The 16,296-nt window shown below is 44.8% G+C and carries 13 protein-coding genes and 2 tRNA genes; 12 read left to right on the forward strand and 3 right to left on the reverse strand.

Going from position 1 to position 16,296, the window contains the following annotated elements; all coding sequences use genetic code 11:
• The first annotated feature begins 42 nt into the window (after positions 1–42).
• A tRNA-Met gene (locus AB4138_RS12905) sits at positions 43–119 on the forward strand.
• 56 nt (positions 120–175) lie between these two features.
• Positions 176–251: transfer RNA gene (locus AB4138_RS12910), tRNA-Gly, on the forward strand.
• 633 nt (positions 252–884) lie between these two features.
• On the opposite strand, the gene queG is transcribed toward AB4138_RS12910, so the two are convergent.
• Positions 885–2,063, reverse strand: a complete 1,179-nt coding sequence (queG, locus tag AB4138_RS12915) for a tRNA epoxyqueuosine(34) reductase QueG (protein ID WP_017059922.1) — start codon at positions 2,061–2,063, stop codon at positions 885–887.
• A gap of 240 nt (positions 2,064–2,303) precedes the next feature.
• On the opposite strand from queG, the gene tsaE reads away from it, so the two are divergent.
• The 8 genes from tsaE to hflC all read left to right on the forward strand — a co-directional run bounded on the left by tsaE (position 2,304) and on the right by hflC (position 11,832).
• Positions 2,304–2,768, forward strand: a complete 465-nt coding sequence (gene tsaE, locus AB4138_RS12920) for a tRNA (adenosine(37)-N6)-threonylcarbamoyltransferase complex ATPase subunit type 1 TsaE (protein WP_004735870.1) — start codon at positions 2,304–2,306, stop codon at positions 2,766–2,768.
• The gene (locus AB4138_RS12925; protein WP_372158196.1) at positions 2,762–4,477 is read left to right on the forward strand and encodes an N-acetylmuramoyl-L-alanine amidase; all 1,716 of its coding nucleotides are present in this window, start codon (positions 2,762–2,764) and stop codon (positions 4,475–4,477) included. The genes tsaE and AB4138_RS12925 overlap by 7 nt, the downstream gene beginning before the upstream one ends.
• Before the next feature lie 102 nt (positions 4,478–4,579).
• Complete coding sequence (gene mutL, locus AB4138_RS12930) at positions 4,580–6,784, forward strand: DNA mismatch repair endonuclease MutL (protein ID WP_372225548.1); 2,205 nt, start codon at positions 4,580–4,582, stop codon at positions 6,782–6,784.
• 97 nt (positions 6,785–6,881) lie between these two features.
• Positions 6,882–7,814 carry a tRNA (adenosine(37)-N6)-dimethylallyltransferase MiaA gene (gene miaA / locus AB4138_RS12935; protein ID WP_017059926.1) on the forward strand — a complete coding sequence of 311 codons (933 nt, stop codon included), beginning with the start codon at positions 6,882–6,884 and terminating at the stop codon, positions 7,812–7,814.
• Positions 7,815–8,006: 192 nt separating this feature from the next.
• Positions 8,007–8,270, forward strand: coding sequence for an RNA chaperone Hfq (gene hfq, locus AB4138_RS12940; RefSeq protein WP_017059927.1), 264 nt, complete (start codon positions 8,007–8,009; stop codon positions 8,268–8,270).
• A 44-nt stretch (positions 8,271–8,314) separates the two neighbouring features.
• Positions 8,315–9,622 carry a ribosome rescue GTPase HflX gene (hflX, locus tag AB4138_RS12945; RefSeq protein ID WP_017059928.1) on the forward strand — a complete coding sequence of 436 codons (1,308 nt, stop codon included), beginning with the start codon at positions 8,315–8,317 and terminating at the stop codon, positions 9,620–9,622.
• A gap of 27 nt (positions 9,623–9,649) precedes the next feature.
• The gene (hflK, locus tag AB4138_RS12950) at positions 9,650–10,852 is read left to right on the forward strand and encodes an FtsH protease activity modulator HflK (RefSeq protein ID WP_017063176.1); all 1,203 of its coding nucleotides are present in this window, start codon (positions 9,650–9,652) and stop codon (positions 10,850–10,852) included.
• Positions 10,853–10,854: 2 nt separating this feature from the next.
• Entirely contained in the window at positions 10,855–11,832 is a 978-nt protein-coding gene (gene hflC, locus AB4138_RS12955) for a protease modulator HflC (RefSeq protein ID WP_017059930.1), read from the forward strand.
• A gap of 158 nt (positions 11,833–11,990) precedes the next feature.
• On the opposite strand, the gene AB4138_RS12960 is transcribed toward hflC, so the two are convergent.
• Complete coding sequence (locus AB4138_RS12960) at positions 11,991–12,179, reverse strand: DUF2065 domain-containing protein (protein WP_010434105.1); 189 nt, start codon at positions 12,177–12,179, stop codon at positions 11,991–11,993.
• Between the two features lie 172 nt (positions 12,180–12,351).
• Between AB4138_RS12960 and AB4138_RS12965 the strand changes: the two genes are divergently transcribed.
• Entirely contained in the window at positions 12,352–13,668 is a 1,317-nt protein-coding gene (locus AB4138_RS12965) for an adenylosuccinate synthase (RefSeq protein ID WP_010434108.1), read from the forward strand.
• A 298-nt stretch (positions 13,669–13,966) separates the two neighbouring features.
• Positions 13,967–14,602 carry a flagellar protein MotX gene (gene motX / locus AB4138_RS12970; RefSeq protein WP_372128234.1) on the forward strand — a complete coding sequence of 212 codons (636 nt, stop codon included), beginning with the start codon at positions 13,967–13,969 and terminating at the stop codon, positions 14,600–14,602.
• 143 nt (positions 14,603–14,745) lie between these two features.
• On the opposite strand, the gene AB4138_RS12975 is transcribed toward motX, so the two are convergent.
• Positions 14,746–16,155 (reverse strand): amidohydrolase, encoded by a 1,410-nt coding sequence (locus AB4138_RS12975; protein ID WP_017065627.1) that lies wholly within the window; start codon positions 16,153–16,155, stop codon positions 14,746–14,748.
• Between the last annotated feature and the right edge of the window lie 141 nt (positions 16,156–16,296).

Consider the following 16,296-nt stretch of genomic DNA (forward strand, 5'->3'; position numbering starts at 1 on the left):
TTTTTAGAGAACAGAGTCATTAACTTAAATAATGCATTCGGACGCGGGATGGAGCAGTTTGGTAGCTCGTCGGGCTCATAACCCGAAGGTCGTCGGTTCAAATCCGGCTCCCGCAACCACATTACAGTTAAGCGCTATCTGTTGCCCAAGGCAGTATGAGCAGCGAATAACTTATGCGATACTAGCTCAGTTGGTAGAGCGCAACCTTGCCAAGGTTGAGGTCATCGGTTCGAACCCGATGTATCGCTCCAGCTTTCTTCTAAAAAAGCTATTAAGACTCTTTAAACCACCGTGTTTTTCTTTAGATCACAGAGTTTAAAGGCGACCGCAAAGGTCACGCTCTTTCTTTAATGCTGCGAAGCATAATCCCCCAAAAAAGCAAATAATCCTCCATCATGGTGGATATTTTTTTGTCTTAAATTTTTCTTAGCAACTGAAATGCTAGTAAATATCAGGTCTCTGAAGCAGACACTTGAGGTTTTTCACATCTATAAACAGACTTATCCACAAAATGTTAGGTGTGGATAACTTGGTTGATAAAGTTGTTTCAGGCTTAATTCTTTACCTATCCCTAAAAGATCTTTCTTGTTTTCAATATATTAGATGAATTGCAGCGATCGTAACTTGTTGTTTTTTATCAAGTTGGATGCCTATCTTGGATTTAATAAAAGATCGTTAACTTGTTGTTTTTTGATCTTAATCATTTATCGGTACTGTGTTTAACTTTGCTCGGGTGTCGGAAGTTTACGAGAGTTCTGAATTTTTTCCACATTGTTAGAATTGAGAACAAGGTCAAACATTGTTCTAAAATTATGTGCAACGAGTTGTCTTAAATATTGGACTATCGATGTGGGTGTCGCTGTCAATCGTTGATACCAAAAGGGCTAGGCGTCTCTTGGTAGTCCTTTCTCTACTATACGTATCAGTCTGTGCTTTTTGGTGGAGATTTTGCTGTTACTTTTTTGCACACAGCTATTTTTCTGCGTAGAGCTATCTTCTTGCACACTGCTAGCGTTGGGTAACTGCTGTAGTTGTTTATTCAAAGCCCACTCAATATGCACATCAAGCATTTCGTTTTTGCCTTGATGAGACTCCAGGGTTTCAATAATGCGTTGTTGAAATGGTGCATTGCCCATCGCAACAAAGATATTGCGTAACCACTGGGTGTGGCCGATACGTCTGATTGCTGAGCCTTCCATTTTCTTTAGGAAGGTTGCTTCGTCCCAACTTGAAAGTGAAACCAGATCGGCTTCTTGGAAATCTTCTCTGCGGTGAAAGTCTGTTTGCTCTGTGAGTTCGGCATGACGATTCCACGGGCAAACTAACTGACAATCATCGCAACCGTAGATACGGTTACCAATGGCATCTCTATACTCTTCAGGGATCACACCATCATATTCAATGGTTAAGTACGAAATACATTTGCGCGCATCAACCACGCCATCAGCAATAATGGCACCCGTTGGGCAAGAAGTGATACATGCGGTGCATTTGCCGCACTCATCAACACTGGGTTCATCCGTGGGAAGAGGGATGTTAACTAACAGCTCCCCTAGAAAGAACCAAGAGCCAGCGTCTTTATCAAGAATTAATGAGTGTTTACCTGTCCAGCCCAACCCTGCTTTTTGAGCGAGTGGTCTTTCCAAAATGGGCGCTGAATCGACGAAAGGGCGTGAGTCTAAACCCTCGACCTCTTTTTCAATTCTTTGTCCTAGCTTTTTCAACTGGTTACGGAACAATTTGTGATAGTCGCGGCCTAAAGAATAGCGGCTGATGTAGCCTTGAGTGGTATCGCTTAGGTTAGAGGCGAACTGAGCTTCTGGTGGTAGGTAGTTCATTCGAGCGCTGATCACTCGAATTGTGCCTGGGTGAAGTTCATCAGGACGTGCACGCATCATCCCATGTCGAGCCATCCAATCCATTTCGCCGTGGTTGCCAGCATCTAGCCATGCTTGAAGAGGGGCTTCGTGTTCACTTAAATCAACATCGCAGATGCCAACTTTTTGAAAGCCCAGCTCTTTTCCCCAGATTTTAATTTTTTCAGCAAGATGGTCTAGATTCATGGCTTATTTCTTATTTTCTCTGTTTTACAATTAGAGATAAGGCTAATTAAAATTAGGTTCGGCAAAAATGGGGGCGGATCTTAACGGATCTTAGTGGTGTTGACCAGAACAGACGCGTTTTGAGCAGTATTTTTCATAGAACTTACACTTGAGTGCTTGTCTCCCAAAAGCATCACGGTTTACTATTCTTGTTCTTTTGATTTTTATATAGTCAACGATCGATTTTTAGAGAACGTATTCATGAGCACGAAACAATTTACTTTGAAAGATGAACAAGCAACGATTCAATTAGGAACGGAGCTTTCTAATCTTTGCTCACAGCAGACGACTATTTATCTGCATGGTGATCTTGGCGCAGGTAAAACGACTTTCAGTCGTGGCTTTGTAAAAGCACTTGGCCATCAAGGAAATGTAAAAAGCCCTACGTATACTCTAGTTGAACCTTATCAACTTGCCGACTGGCAGGTATATCACTTCGATCTTTATCGCTTAGCCGATCCTGAAGAATTAGAGTTCATGGGGATTCGTGATTACTTCACGCCAGATGCTATCTGTTTGGTTGAATGGCCTGAGAAAGGCTATGGGATGCTACCAGAAGCGGATTTGGATATTGATATTCGTTACCAAGACGATCACCGTATTGTTTCTTTAACCGCTAATAGTGAATACGGACAGCGCTTACTTAGTCAGTTGGAGTTATGTTGATTTCTAAACGCCTTTTTTCAACAGCGGCCATGATGGCTGCTGTTTTCTCTTTACTGTTTTCTTCGCTTGTTTCAGCAAACTCACTGAAAAGTTTGAGGGTTTGGCCTTCTCCAGAAGAAACTCGTGTGGTTATTGATTTAAAGTCAGAAGCGGACTTTAGCTATTTCACCCTGAGTAGCCCGAGTCGCTTAGTGGTTGATTTAAAAAATACCAGTCTTGCGACTAAGTTACCGGTCGAGGTGAAAGACAGCCCTGTTCTATCTAAGATTCGTAAGAGCTCACCGCCAGACAAAAGCACCTATCGCCTGGTTTTTGAGTTAAAGAAGTCGTCTAAAGCAGAGTTGTTTAAACTGAGCCCGACTCCGGGTGGTCAGTATGGACACCGCTTGGTGATCGATTTACCTCATGGTGCGGCAAGTAAAGCGACATCGACACCGAGTAAGCCAACGGTAAGTAAGAACATTAATCAGGTTAAGCGCCAGAAAGATATTCTAATTGTGATTGATCCTGGCCACGGTGGTGAAGACCCAGGTTCGATTGGTCCTACGCGTAAATACGAAAAAGACGCGACTCTGAGTATTTCTAAGAAGTTAGCAGCTCAACTGAATGCGGTCCCGGGGATCAAAACTCGTATGACTCGTAATGCTGATTACTTTGTGAACCTGAATCGACGTGTTGCGATTGCTCGAGAGAATGAAGCTCACCTGTTGATCTCTATTCACGCCGACGCCTTTACGACGCCTCAACCAAGAGGTGGTTCAGTGTTTGTATTGAACACTCGACGCGCAAATACAGAGATCTCTCGTTGGATTGAGAATAAAGAGAAACAGTCTGAATTGCTTGGTGGTAGCGGTGCAGCGTTCACAAGCAATATTGATGATAAGAACGTAAACCAAACCCTGCTTGATTTGCAGTTTAGCCACTCTCAAAAAGAGGGCTACAAACTGGCAACGGCAATTCTGTCTGAAATGGGTAAGGTTGCGAAACTGCACAATAGCAAGCCGATTAACACCAGCTTAGCAGTATTACGTTCACCACAGATCCCATCAGTACTGGTAGAGACAGGTTTTATTTCGAATCCGACGGAAGAGAAGCTTCTTTTCCAACGTTCGCACCAAGATAAATTGGCACGAGCAGTGACTAAAGCGGTGGTTAAGTATTTGAAGGCTAACCCGCCTGAAGGGATTATCTTGTCTAACGCAACGTCATCAACGGGCAGCGTGAGCCAACATAAAGTCTCTCGTGGTGAGTCTTTGTCTGTGATTGCGAGCAAGTATGGTACGTCGACACAGACGTTGATGAAGTTCAACAATCTGAAATCGAGCAGCCTAGCAATTGGCCAAGTACTTAAGATTCCAGGCAGTGCTTCAACTTCATCATCAAGCAGTGCGGTTAAAACGAAGACCATCACTCACACGGTTAAGTCTGGAGAGTACCTAGGTAAGATCGCCAGCCGCTATAAAGTGTCGGTGGCTGATATTAAACGTGAGAACCGTTTGAAATCAGAGACGGTGAGAGTAGGCCAAAAGTTACGTATTACGGTTGAAGTTAAAGATGTTCCTCTGCGCAAACACAAAGTTGCAAGAGGTGATTACCTTGGCAAGATAGCTTCGAAATACGGCGTGAGCGTCAACAGCATTCGCCAAGCGAATAAGTTAAAATCTGACAGCCTGGCTATCGGCCAAGTGTTGATTATTCCTCACAAGTAGCCTTGGGAATACTAAGCGGCTTCAGGTATATCAATGTTAAAAAAGAAGAACTAGTGCAAACGTAACAGCGTTTCCATCAATGGCAGTAAGGTAGCAATTAATATGACGATCAAAATACTGCCAGCTCGGTTAGCTAACCAAATCGCAGCGGGTGAGGTGGTAGAAAGACCCGCTTCTGTTGTAAAAGAGTTGGTTGAGAACAGTTTGGATTCGGGTGCCACTCGTATCGATATTGATATCGAGAAAGGTGGCGCCAAGATGATCCGCGTTCGTGACAATGGTAAGGGCATCGTAAAAGATGAGCTTGCCTTAGCACTGAGCCGCCATGCTACCTCCAAAATCCATACCCTTGATGACCTTGAGGCGATCGTCAGCCTTGGTTTTCGTGGTGAAGCGCTGGCGAGTATTAGCTCGGTTGCGCGCTTAACCATGACGTCACGCCCTGCCACTCAAGATCAAGCTTGGGCAGCACACAGTGAAGGTCGTGATATGCAGGTAAAACTGCAGCCAGCAGCACACCCAATTGGTACTTCGGTTGAGGTGTTGGATCTGTTCTTCAATACACCAGCGCGCCGCAAATTCTTACGCACCGAGAAGACTGAATTCACCCATATTGATGAGTTGCTCAAGCGTATTGCATTAAGTCGCTTTGATGTGACGATCAACCTTCGTCATAACGGCAAGATGATTCGTCAGTACCGCGCTGCCAAGACACAAGTTCAAGCAGAAAAGCGAATCGCTGCGGTATGTGGCAATCCTTTTGTTCGTCATATGCTTAAGATCGAACTTGAGCATCAAGGCCTAAAACTTCATGGCTGGATCACCACGCCAGAAGGAGCAAGACAACAAAGCGACCTGCAATACTGCTATGTGAATGGTCGTATGATGCGTGACAAGCTGATCAATCATGCGATTCGTCAAAGCTACGAAACCAGCCTGCGTCCAGACCAATTCGCGACGTATGTGTTGTTCATTGAACTCGACCCACATCAGGTGGACGTGAATGTCCACCCTGCAAAACATGAAGTGCGTTTTCATCAAGCGCGCCTTGTGCATGACTTTATTTACCAAGCATTGAGCGATGGTTTAGCGCAGAGCAAGCAGATCGATGCTGCACCAATCAATCAGTCGGCTTTTCATCAGTCAGAAGTGATTCATCATCAGCAAGATAGTACGAGCTCTGCAGTTGATGGTGTTGCAAGTTTCGCTGAGCCAGAAAGCGTAATGCCTAGCAGTTCGGATCAAACCCAAGTTTCGGATAGGGTGCGACACGCTATTGAGCAAACGCCTGCCTACCCGAGAAAAGCAGAATCAGAGCACGCTTTTGATAAGCCTCAACACAGCGTTAATGATGGTGGGCGACACTATGTTTCATCAATTAGCCCAAGCTCATCAACCAGTCCAAGTTCATTAGCTGGCCGAAGCTCGGCTACTAGTGACAGCAGTTTTACCGGTTCCTCTCGCCAAGAGTGGATAGAGTCTCGACCTGTTCCGAGAAAAGAGAAAGAGCCACACCAACATCATGGTGAACCCGCGCCATCTAAGCGAGAAGTGAAAGCCTATAAAGAGCTTCTGAAAACGCCAGATTTTGATGAGCAAGTTGTACAGCCTTCACTTTCTCAAGAGCATGTGGCACCAGTAGAAACCAGAGACAACTTAGAAAATAAAGAAAATAAAGAAGCTAAGCCTGCTCAACAGAATCCTGTTCATTTAAAGCCAAGAGCACCTGTAACGGACTTGGGCAAAGCGGTCTCGATTGTGGAACGTCAGTATCTGGTAATGGGCAATAAGAACGGCAGTGTGCTGGTTTCCTTGGCTAAGGCTGAGTTATTGCGTGTTGTTGGTCAGCTTGATACTCGAGGTGGTGCGTTAAAAAGCCAACCACTATTGGTGCCTTTATCGATTAAGCTGGGTAGTGAACTTGTCGAAGTTGCTAAGGCGCTGAGTCAAACTCTGGCATTACTGGGGATTGAGCTTAAGGCGCGAAACAGCGAGGCGGTAATGGTGATGGGCGTGCCTTCTCCTTTAAGGCAGCAAAACTTACAAATTTTGATCCCAGATCTGTTATCTTACGCGGCTTCAATAAATGCCCAGGGTGCAGTGAAGCAACCTAATGACATGTTGTCAGCTTTGGTTAACTGGATCGGGATTCAAACCGCACAAGTAAAAAGCGACTACACTTTATCTGAAGCGGTTCAACTAGTTGGGGAACTAGAACAACTTTGGCATGGTCTACTTCCATTAGATGATCCAGAGTTTGTTAATCCTATCGACTTTTCAGCGACTATAGCCGCGTTTACGGTTTAATTTTTTCGCGACGACCTTTGTCTTTTTAGCTGAATACGTCGCGACACAAAGCCCTTTGCTAAAAAGCGCTAAAACAGAGAAGCAAATACAAAATATCATGACTGAAAAATTACCTTTAGCGTTGTTTTTAATGGGCCCAACGGCGTCAGGAAAAACAGATTTAGCTATCCGCTTACGTCAGAAATACCCTGTAGAGATCATCAGCGTCGATTCGGCATTGATCTACAAAGACATGGATATTGGTACCGCTAAACCGGATGCGGAAGAGCTTGAGCTCGCGCCTCATCGCTTGATTGATATTTTGGATCCAAGCGAAGCGTATTCTGCGGCAGATTTTCGTCGTGATGCGATCAATGAAATGAATAAGATTGTAGCGGAAGGCAAAATCCCGTTACTTGTTGGTGGCACAATGCTGTACTACAAAGCATTGTTGGAAGGTTTATCGCCATTACCAGCCGCGGATCAAGAGATTCGTAAGCAGATTGAAGCGGAATCTATCGAACAAGGTTGGCAGGCATTGCACGATCAATTAAGAGAGATAGATCCCGTATCCGCTGAAAGAATACACCCAAATGATCCACAAAGGCTTTCAAGGGCATTGGAAGTTTACCGAATTTCGGGTAAAACATTAACAGAGCTAACTCAAACGAAAGGCGATAGCCTGCCATTTCGTGTAAAACAATTTGCAATAGCTCCCAAGGAAAGGACTGAACTCCATCGCCGCATTGAGCTGCGTTTCGAGAAGATGATAGAAGCTGGGTTTGAAGATGAAATGAAGGCGTTGTACGCCAGAGAAGATCTTCACCCTGAACTGCCATCGATCCGATGCGTTGGTTATAGGCAGATGTGGGATTATTTAGACGGTAATTGTGATTTAGACGAAGCGGTTTTCCGTGGTGTCTGTGCAACCCGTCAGTTGGCCAAGCGACAAATCACCTGGTTGCGCAGTTGGGATGATTTAACTTGGTTAGATAGCGAAAACATTGATCAAGCGTTAGAAACTCTTTCAGATGCAATAGCATCTGATTAGTATTGCTGTGTATAATGTGATCGCTTTTGCGTGAATATACTCTGGAAAGGATCCGTTATTGAGGCTTTTAAAAATCACAGCCTTTCAATAACAACGGAGTTTTTTTATTCATTTAGCTCAGATGCAAAGGCCGCACCTTTTTGTGCACCACTAGCTAAATAATTACAACAAAATACAAATAAGGAAAATAAAATGGCTAAGGGGCAATCGCTACAAGACCCATTCCTAAATGCACTCCGTCGTGAGCGCATTCCAGTCTCTATCTATCTTGTTAACGGCATTAAGCTGCAAGGTCAGATCGAGTCTTTCGATCAATTCGTGATCTTATTGAAGAACACAGTAAACCAAATGGTTTACAAGCATGCGATTTCTACTGTGGTACCTGCTCGCGCAGTTAGTCACCACAGCGGCGAGCAACGCACGCCATCTGATCGTCCAGAGAAGACTGAAGATTAATCGTTCAATTTGTACAGCTTGCGCTGTAATAAGGAGTTGGTTGCTTGTTTGACCGTTATGAATCCGGCGAGCGAGCCGTACTTGTTCATATCAACTTCACGCAAGAGGGAGAATGGGAAGATCTAAGCGAATGTGAAATGCTGGTCTCCTCAGCGGGGGTAGAAACGCTACAAGTGATTACTGGTAGCCGACAATCCCCACTCCCTAAATACTACGTTGGAGAAGGTAAAGCCCTAGAAATCGCACAAGCTGTTCAGCTGACCGGTGCTGAAATTGTGATTTTTAACCACTCCCTCTCTCCTGCCCAAGAGCGCAACCTCGAGCAATTGTGTAAATGTCGTGTGATTGATCGCACGGGTTTGATCTTAGATATTTTTGCACAACGTGCGCGAACTCATGAAGGTAAGCTACAAGTTGAGCTCGCTCAGCTTCGTCATATCTCTACCCGATTGATTCGTGGTTGGACTCACCTTGAAAGGCAGAAAGGTGGTATTGGTCTTCGTGGTCCAGGTGAAACTCAACTGGAAACCGATCGACGTTTGTTGCGTGACCGTATAAAGGCAATACTACGTCGTTTAGCGAAAGTTGCTAAACAGCGTGAACAAGGACGACGTGCTCGTAATCGAGCTGAAATCCCAACAATTTCTTTGGTTGGTTATACCAACGCAGGGAAATCAACACTTTTCAATCGCATCACAAGTGCTGGTGTTTATGCGGCAGACCAACTGTTTGCAACCCTAGACCCAACACTACGTAAGATTGATTTGGCAGATGTCGGGCCTGCAATTCTCGCAGATACCGTAGGTTTTATCCGTCATCTACCACACGACTTGGTCGCTGCGTTCAAGGCAACATTACAAGAGACGCAGGAAGCTGACATTTTGTTACATGTTGTTGATGCCAGTGATGACCGTTTTCGTGAGAACATTCAGGCTGTTCATGAAGTATTAGAAGAAATCGATGCTCATGAAGTGCCAACCCTTGTAGTCATGAACAAAATTGACTGCATGGAAGACCAAAAACCTCGAATTGAAAGAGACGAAGAGGGCGCACCTCGCGCTGTTTGGGTTTCTGCAATGGAAGGAGAAGGTATTGAGCTACTGTTTGAAGCTTTAACTGAGCGTTTAGCTAGCCAGATGGTTCAATTCCGGTTGTGTATTCCACATCAACATCAGGGTCGCATTCGCAGCTTATTCTTCGAGATGAAATGTATTCAACAGGAAGAGTATGATGAAAATGGTAACTTGTTGATAGATATCCGAATGCAACAAATAGATTGGTCTAAACTTGAAAAAAGAGAAGGGGCGCTCTTAGGTGACTTTATCGTTACCAAAGAGACTGCTACAGTATAACGTCATATCAAATGATGGAGCTTTCTAATGGCGTGGAATGAGCCTGGAAATAACAACAACGGCGATAATAACGGCCGCGATAATGACCCTTGGGGTAATAAAAATAATCGCGGCGGCCGAGATCAAGGACCGCCAGATCTAGACGAAGTGTTTAATAAACTAAGTCAAAAGTTAGGTGGCAAGTTTGGTAAAAAGGGTGGCAACGGTAACGGGCCATCTATTGGTGGTGGCGGTGCAATTGGCTTTGGTGTCATTGCCGTTATTGCTATTGCTATCTGGTTCTTCGCTGGTTTCTACACCGTTGGCGAAGCAGAAAGAGCAGTAGTACTTCGACTGGGTCAGTTCGACCGTATCGAAGAACCTGGTCTTAACTGGCACCCACGCTTCATCGATGAAATCAGTGATGAGCAACTAGTAAACGTTCAAGCGATTCGTTCTCTACGTGCTGCTGGCACGATGCTAACGAAAGATGAAAACGTTGTGACCGTTGAAATGGGTGTTCAATACCGTGTTTCTGACCCATACAAGTACTTGTATCGTGTAACGAATGCAGACGACAGTTTACGTCAAGCAACCGATTCCGCGCTTCGTGCGGTAATTGGTGACTCACTAATGGATAGTATCCTGACAAGTGGTCGTCAGCAGATTCGTCAAAGCACTCAAGAAACGTTGAACCGTATTATTGATAGCTACGATATGGGTATTCTGATTGTTGATGTGAACTTCCAGTCAGCACGTCCACCTGAGCAAGTGAAAGATGCATTTGATGATGCTATCGCGGCTCGTGAGGATGAAGAGCGTTTCGAGCGTGAAGCTGAAGCTTACCGAAATGACATTCTTCCAAAAGCAACAGGTCGTGCTGAGCGTTTGAAGAAAGAAGCGGTGGGTTACTCAGAGCGCACAGTTAATGGTGCTCTAGGTCAAGTTGCTCAATTCGAGAAACTGCTACCTGAATACCAAGCTGCTCCTGAAGTAACACGTAACCGTATGTACCTAGATACAATGGAAAAAGTGTACTCAAGCACATCGAAAGTCCTGATTGATTCTGAATCAAGCGGTAACTTGCTATACCTACCAATTGATAAGCTAGGCGCACAAGGTGGTTCTCAGTCGGGCTCTCGCCCTGCAAAAGCATCATCAACTTACGATCAAATTGAGTTAGAAACTCAAGCGGATCCAAAGCCTAGCACTCAAACTCGTTCAGACAGTTCACGCCAAGGGAGATACTAATAATGCGTAAATTAATGATCCCTGTATTAGTTGTGACGATTGCCCTTCTATTGATGTCAGTGTTTGTGATTCAAGAAGGTGAGCGTGGCATGGTAATTCGTTTTGGTCGAGTTCTCGATGACAACGGCGTATCACGAATCTATGAACCAGGTCTGCACTTTAAACTACCGATGTTTGATCGCGTAAAAGTACTTGATGCTCGTATTCAAACGATGGATGGCCGTTCTGACCGTTTCGTAACATCAGAGAAAAAAGACGTTCTAATTGATACTTACGCAAAATGGCGTATTGCTGATTTTGGACGTTTCTATCTGAGTACCGGTGGCGGTAATATCATGACGGCAGAAGCACTTCTTGAGCGTAAAGTGACAGATGTTCTTCGTTCTGAAATTGGTTCTCGTGAAATTAAGCAGATCGTGTCAGGCCCTCGTAACAAGGACATCCTGCCAGACTCTGCTGATAGCGAAGTCGTCACAACGGTAGCGGCTGCAGAAGCACTAGAAGTTGATGGCGAACGCGATAAGATCATGGAGAACGTTTTGTCTGGAACGGCAGAAAGTGCGATGGCTGATTTAGGTGTTGAAGTTGTTGATTTTCGTATGAAGAAGATTAACCTTCCTGACGAAATCAGTGAATCTATCTACCGCCGTATGCGTGCAGAACGTGAATCGGTTGCTCGTAGACACCGTTCTCAAGGTCGTGAGAAAGCGGAAGTTATCCGTGCTCAAGCTGAGCTAGAAGTGGCAACAGTTCTTGCTGAAGCTGACCGTACAGCTCGAATCACTCGTGGTGATGCGGATGCAGAAGCAGCGAAGATCTACTCTGATGCGTTCAGCAAAGATCCTGAGTTCTACGGCTTCATGCGTTCATTGCAAGCTTATGAGACATCATTTAGCGATAAGAGCGACATTCTAGTACTGGATCCGAAGACTGACTTCTTCCAATACATGAATCAAGCAAGCGGCGCTCCAGCAAAGTAAGCTGATGCGTTAGTAAATGCTTAGCTCAATAAGCAAAATACGTTAGAACTTAAAAGGCTCCCATAATGGGAGCCTTTTTGTTTTCTATTGTTTTCAGATCTACGATTGGGGGCGCAAGGGAAGGCGCTCAATAGCGTTCTACTTATAGAAACCTAAACCTAGCGGTAGGTCATGAAAGCGATAACCGCTCCAGCCACCACAAGACAACCGCCAATGCGGCGCAGTTGCGTGTCTGGTTGCTCGCTCAGTTGCGCGACCATGTTTCTCCAGCCATTGGGTGCAATCAAGGGGCCGAGCCCTTCCACAATAAGTACGAGCCCAATAGCGAGCCAAATTGATTGAGACATGGTTCTGCCTTTTGTCTGTAAAAAAGCAATGATATCAGTATCTTTACACATCTGCCCCCAGTTATGGCTGGTTTATTTTTGTACAGCGTTAACGTTTATGAACAAAAAGTGACTGCAAGAAGTGTGATTCAGTGCTAGAATCCATTTTTAATTAGCAACAGAAATTGGAAAGATGGGAAATAACGTAGTCGTTCTAGGCACCCAATGGGGTGATGAAGGTAAAGGTAAAATCGTTGACCTTTTAACTGAAGATGCAAAATACGTGGTTCGCTACCAAGGCGGTCACAATGCAGGTCACACACTTGTAATTGACGGTGAAAAAACCGTTCTTCACTTAATTCCATCAGGCATCCTACGTAATAACGTTAAATGTGTTATTGGTAACGGTGTAGTATTATCGCCTGACGCACTTCTAAAAGAAATGAAGCCTCTTGAAGATCGCGGTATTCCAGTACGTGAACGTCTTTTCATCTCTGAAGCTTGTCCTCTAATTCTTCCGTACCACATTGCAATCGACAACGCGCGTGAAATCGCTCGTGGCGCTAAAGCTATCGGTACAACGGGTCGTGGTATCGGTCCTGCTTATGAAGATAAAGTTGCTCGTCGCGGTCTACGCGTTGGTGACCTTTTCGATAAAGAAGCATTTGCTGAGAAGCTAAAAGAAGTGATGGAATTCCACAACTTCCAACTAGAGCACTTCTACAAAGCTGAAACAGTAAGCTACGAAGAAGTTCTTGAGCAAGCGATGAGCTACGCAGATATGTTAACTGCGATGGTTATCGACGTAACTGACGAACTAGACGCAGCACGTAAGCGCGGCGACAAGATCATGTTCGAAGGTGCTCAAGGTACGCTACTAGATATCGACCACGGTACTTACCCATACGTAACGTCTTCTAACACGACTGCTGGTGGTGTTGCTGCAGGTTCTGGTTTCGGTCCTCGTCACATCGGTTACATCCTTGGTATTACTAAGGCTTACTGTACTCGTGTTGGTTCAGGTCCATTCCCTACTGAGCTATACGATGGCCTTGAGAAGCAAGACCCAGTTGGTAAACACCTAGGCGATGTTGGTCACGAGTTTGGCGCAACAACTGGTCGTCTACGTCGTACTGGTTGGTTCGATGCTGTTGCTATGCGTCGTGCAATCCAAATCAACTCTCTATCTGGTATGTGTCTAACTAAACTAGACGTTCTAGATGGCCTAGAAGAACTAAAAATCTGTACTGGTTACAAGATGAAAGATGGTTCTATCCTAGAAGTTTCTCCAATGGCTGCTGAGTCATTCGAAGAAGCGACGCCAATCTACGAAACAATGCCTGGTTGGTCTGAAAACACATTTGGTGCTAAATCTATCGACGCGCTTCCACAAGCTGCTCTAGATTACATCAAGCGTATCGAAGACCTAACTGGCGTTCCAATTGATATCGTATCAACTGGCCCAGATCGTAACGAAACTATCATCAAGGTTCACCCATACGGCGCATAATGCCTGCTGAGTGATTACCAGGCACGAACAGTGCTTTGATAATAAAATAGTTTTCTAAAAGCCGACTTTATTAAGTCGGCTTTTTAATACCTGCAATTTAGCCGTTCACTCTTTGATGGTGATCTTTTAAGCGTCATCAGGCAAAATATTGCCCATTAGCGGCAAGTTTTGTCTAAAGCCGTCGGGGTTATTGCCGATACAGATATCATGGAAAGTGAAGTTCACCCTGTTTTGTGCGTGTAGAAATCCTCTGCATTCCTCAATAGATAACTTTAGCGACAGATAATAGAGTGCAGGTATGAAGCTACGAATTGTGGCAGCTTCATTAATAATGGCGCTGAGCTCACCCTTGAGTCATGCTAATTTGGCTGATGTGGGAGAGCCCGTTCCAATATATACAGAAGCTGGACTGATTAATTTAATCGAAAATAATCAACATCTAGAGCGAGTGAAAGCTGATAAGTGCCAGTTAGTTGAAGATATCGTTGCTCGTGCAACGCGTATTAGCTTGCCTTCTTATGAGTTTTTATACGGTGATATGTTGGCTTGGGGTGTGTGTGTTCCACAAGATGTAGAGCTTGGCCTTTACTATATGGAAAACGCGGCACATCAAGGTTTACCCGCTGCATTAGAGCAGTTAGGTCGTTATTACTCTCGTGGTACTTTGGTACAACAAGATCAAGAGCGTGCGATTCCGTATCTACGTGAAGCGGCCTCTATGGGCAACTTAAGTGCGAGCATTCACTTAGCGGAACTCTTGTTACGTGACTACGGTAGCCCATTGGATTATGAAGATGCTTACCGTTGGTTGTATAACTCGGTAACCGCAGATCAAAGACAACACAGACGTATCACTGTGCTTCGTAGCGGTCTGGAACAGAGAATGCCAGACAATATTATTGCTCGAGCAAAACGTCGAGACGTATTCTGGTAAGACAGATTATTGAATGAGCAATGATGATTAATGACTGCACTCGTTAATCATCTAAAAAACTCGTATTAAAAAGGCCTCGCTGAGATTCATCAACGAGGCCTTTTTTGATCTGAACGGAAAACCGTTTATCTAATTCGGTAGCGTTATTGAACCACCTCACCAGACTCAATCACCGTTTCACGAACAACCTTGGTGAAATCGAGTGCTTCTTGACGAATCTTATCTTCGTCTACCGTTAGCATGTCGCGATCTTGCATGATGATCTTGCCATCAACGATGGAGTGACGAACATTGCCTGAGTTAGCTGAGTACACCAGTGCTGAGTATGGGTTGTAGACTGGAACCATGTTTGGCGCCTTAGTATCGATCACTATGATGTCAGCCAGTTTGCCTGCTTCAAGAGAGCCGATCTTATCTTCCATGTGCAGCGCTTTTGCTGCACCCATTGTCGCCATGTCGATCACTTTGATCGGCGGCATCGCAGCACGATCTTTGTTAACTAGCTTGTGAACTTTAGCGACTTGGTTGAACTCATCAATGGTGCTCAGTGTGTTACCAGACATTGGGCCATCAGTACCTAAACCGATACGCACGTTCTCGTCATACATCTTAAGGGCAGGTGATACACCTTTTGCTGACTTGATGTTAGCACTCATGTTATGAGCCACGCCCATATCCGATTTCTTCACCAGTTCGATATCATGTTCGTCAACGAGGATCATGTGTGCACCCACCAAGTTCTTGTTGAGTGCGCCAATGCTGTCCATGTATTGAACCGGGGACAATCCATCAGAACGCTCTGCGATTTTCTCTTCTTCACGGTGTGATTCTGCAAGGTGAATCATTACTGGAACATCTAATTCTAGGGATAGTTTAGATATTTTCTGTAGGATCTCTGTGGTGTTGGTGTAAGGCGCATGTGGGGCAAACGCTGGTGTGATGCGTGGGTGATCTTTGTATTCTTCAATGAAGTTCAACGCGTACTTAATGCCTTCTTCTGCGTTGGCCGCGTCGGCGACTGGGAACTTAATCACCGTTTCACCTAGGATGGCACGCATACCGATCTTATCGACGGTTTTTGCGACTTCATCTTCGAAGTAGTACATGTCGGCGTAAGTGGTCACACCGCCTTTCACCATTTCAACGTTACCTAGGTTGGCACCAATGCGTACCATGTCTCGCGATACTAGCTTCTTCTCTAGCGGGAAGATGTAGCGGTGTAGGCGATCTGGCACATCATCGGCCAACGAACGAAAAACTGTCATTGATACATGAGTATGAGTATTGATGAGACCCGGCATAACGATATCGCCATCAACGTCTAACACTTGCTTAGCTTGGTACTGCTTTTCTAGTGAAGCATCACCAACCGCAATGATTTTGTTGTCTTTGACCACAACAGTACCGCTTTCATAAACCGTTTTGTCTTGGTTCATGGTTAGAACCATCGCATCGGTAATCATCAGGTCAGCCTTTTCCATTGCCGAACTTGCGAATGGGAACAGCGCTAGGCTCGCCATAGCTGAAGCCAATAAAGTGCGTTTTAGTTTCATATCATACCCAGAACAGGAGTTGGTAAAGTGCGTGGATAATAGTGTATTTCATTCATGGCGCAAACGTTTGTTTTATCGTTTGCTTGAAATTTTGATGATAATCCACGTCTATGAAGCGATGTTTCACAAAGTGAAGATATG

The organism is Vibrio sp. 10N.286.52.C3 (genome assembly GCF_041468865.1).
Taxonomy (GTDB): Bacteria; Pseudomonadota; Gammaproteobacteria; order Enterobacterales; family Vibrionaceae; genus Vibrio; species Vibrio crassostreae_C.

Excerpts from the sequence above, each read along its gene's own strand:
- AB4138_RS12975 (WP_017065627.1), bottom strand. The coding sequence starts at position 16,155 with ATGAAACTAAAACGCACTTTATTGGCTTCAGCTATGGCGAGCCTAGCG.
- miaA (WP_017059926.1), top strand. The coding sequence starts at position 6,882 with ATGACTGAAAAATTACCTTTAGCGTTGTTTTTAATGGGCCCAACGGCG.
- AB4138_RS12925 (WP_372158196.1), top strand. The coding sequence starts at position 2,762 with ATGTTGATTTCTAAACGCCTTTTTTCAACAGCGGCCATGATGGCTGCT.
- AB4138_RS12960 (WP_010434105.1), bottom strand. The coding sequence starts at position 12,179 with ATGTCTCAATCAATTTGGCTCGCTATTGGGCTCGTACTTATTGTGGAA.
- hflC (WP_017059930.1), top strand. The coding sequence starts at position 10,855 with ATGCGTAAATTAATGATCCCTGTATTAGTTGTGACGATTGCCCTTCTA.
- tsaE (WP_004735870.1), top strand. The coding sequence starts at position 2,304 with ATGAGCACGAAACAATTTACTTTGAAAGATGAACAAGCAACGATTCAA.
- hfq (WP_017059927.1), top strand. The coding sequence starts at position 8,007 with ATGGCTAAGGGGCAATCGCTACAAGACCCATTCCTAAATGCACTCCGT.
- hflK (WP_017063176.1), top strand. The coding sequence starts at position 9,650 with ATGGCGTGGAATGAGCCTGGAAATAACAACAACGGCGATAATAACGGC.
- motX (WP_372128234.1), top strand. The coding sequence starts at position 13,967 with ATGAAGCTACGAATTGTGGCAGCTTCATTAATAATGGCGCTGAGCTCA.
- AB4138_RS12965 (WP_010434108.1), top strand. The coding sequence starts at position 12,352 with ATGGGAAATAACGTAGTCGTTCTAGGCACCCAATGGGGTGATGAAGGT.
- queG (WP_017059922.1), bottom strand. The coding sequence starts at position 2,063 with ATGAATCTAGACCATCTTGCTGAAAAAATTAAAATCTGGGGAAAAGAG.
- mutL (WP_372225548.1), top strand. The coding sequence starts at position 4,580 with ATGACGATCAAAATACTGCCAGCTCGGTTAGCTAACCAAATCGCAGCG.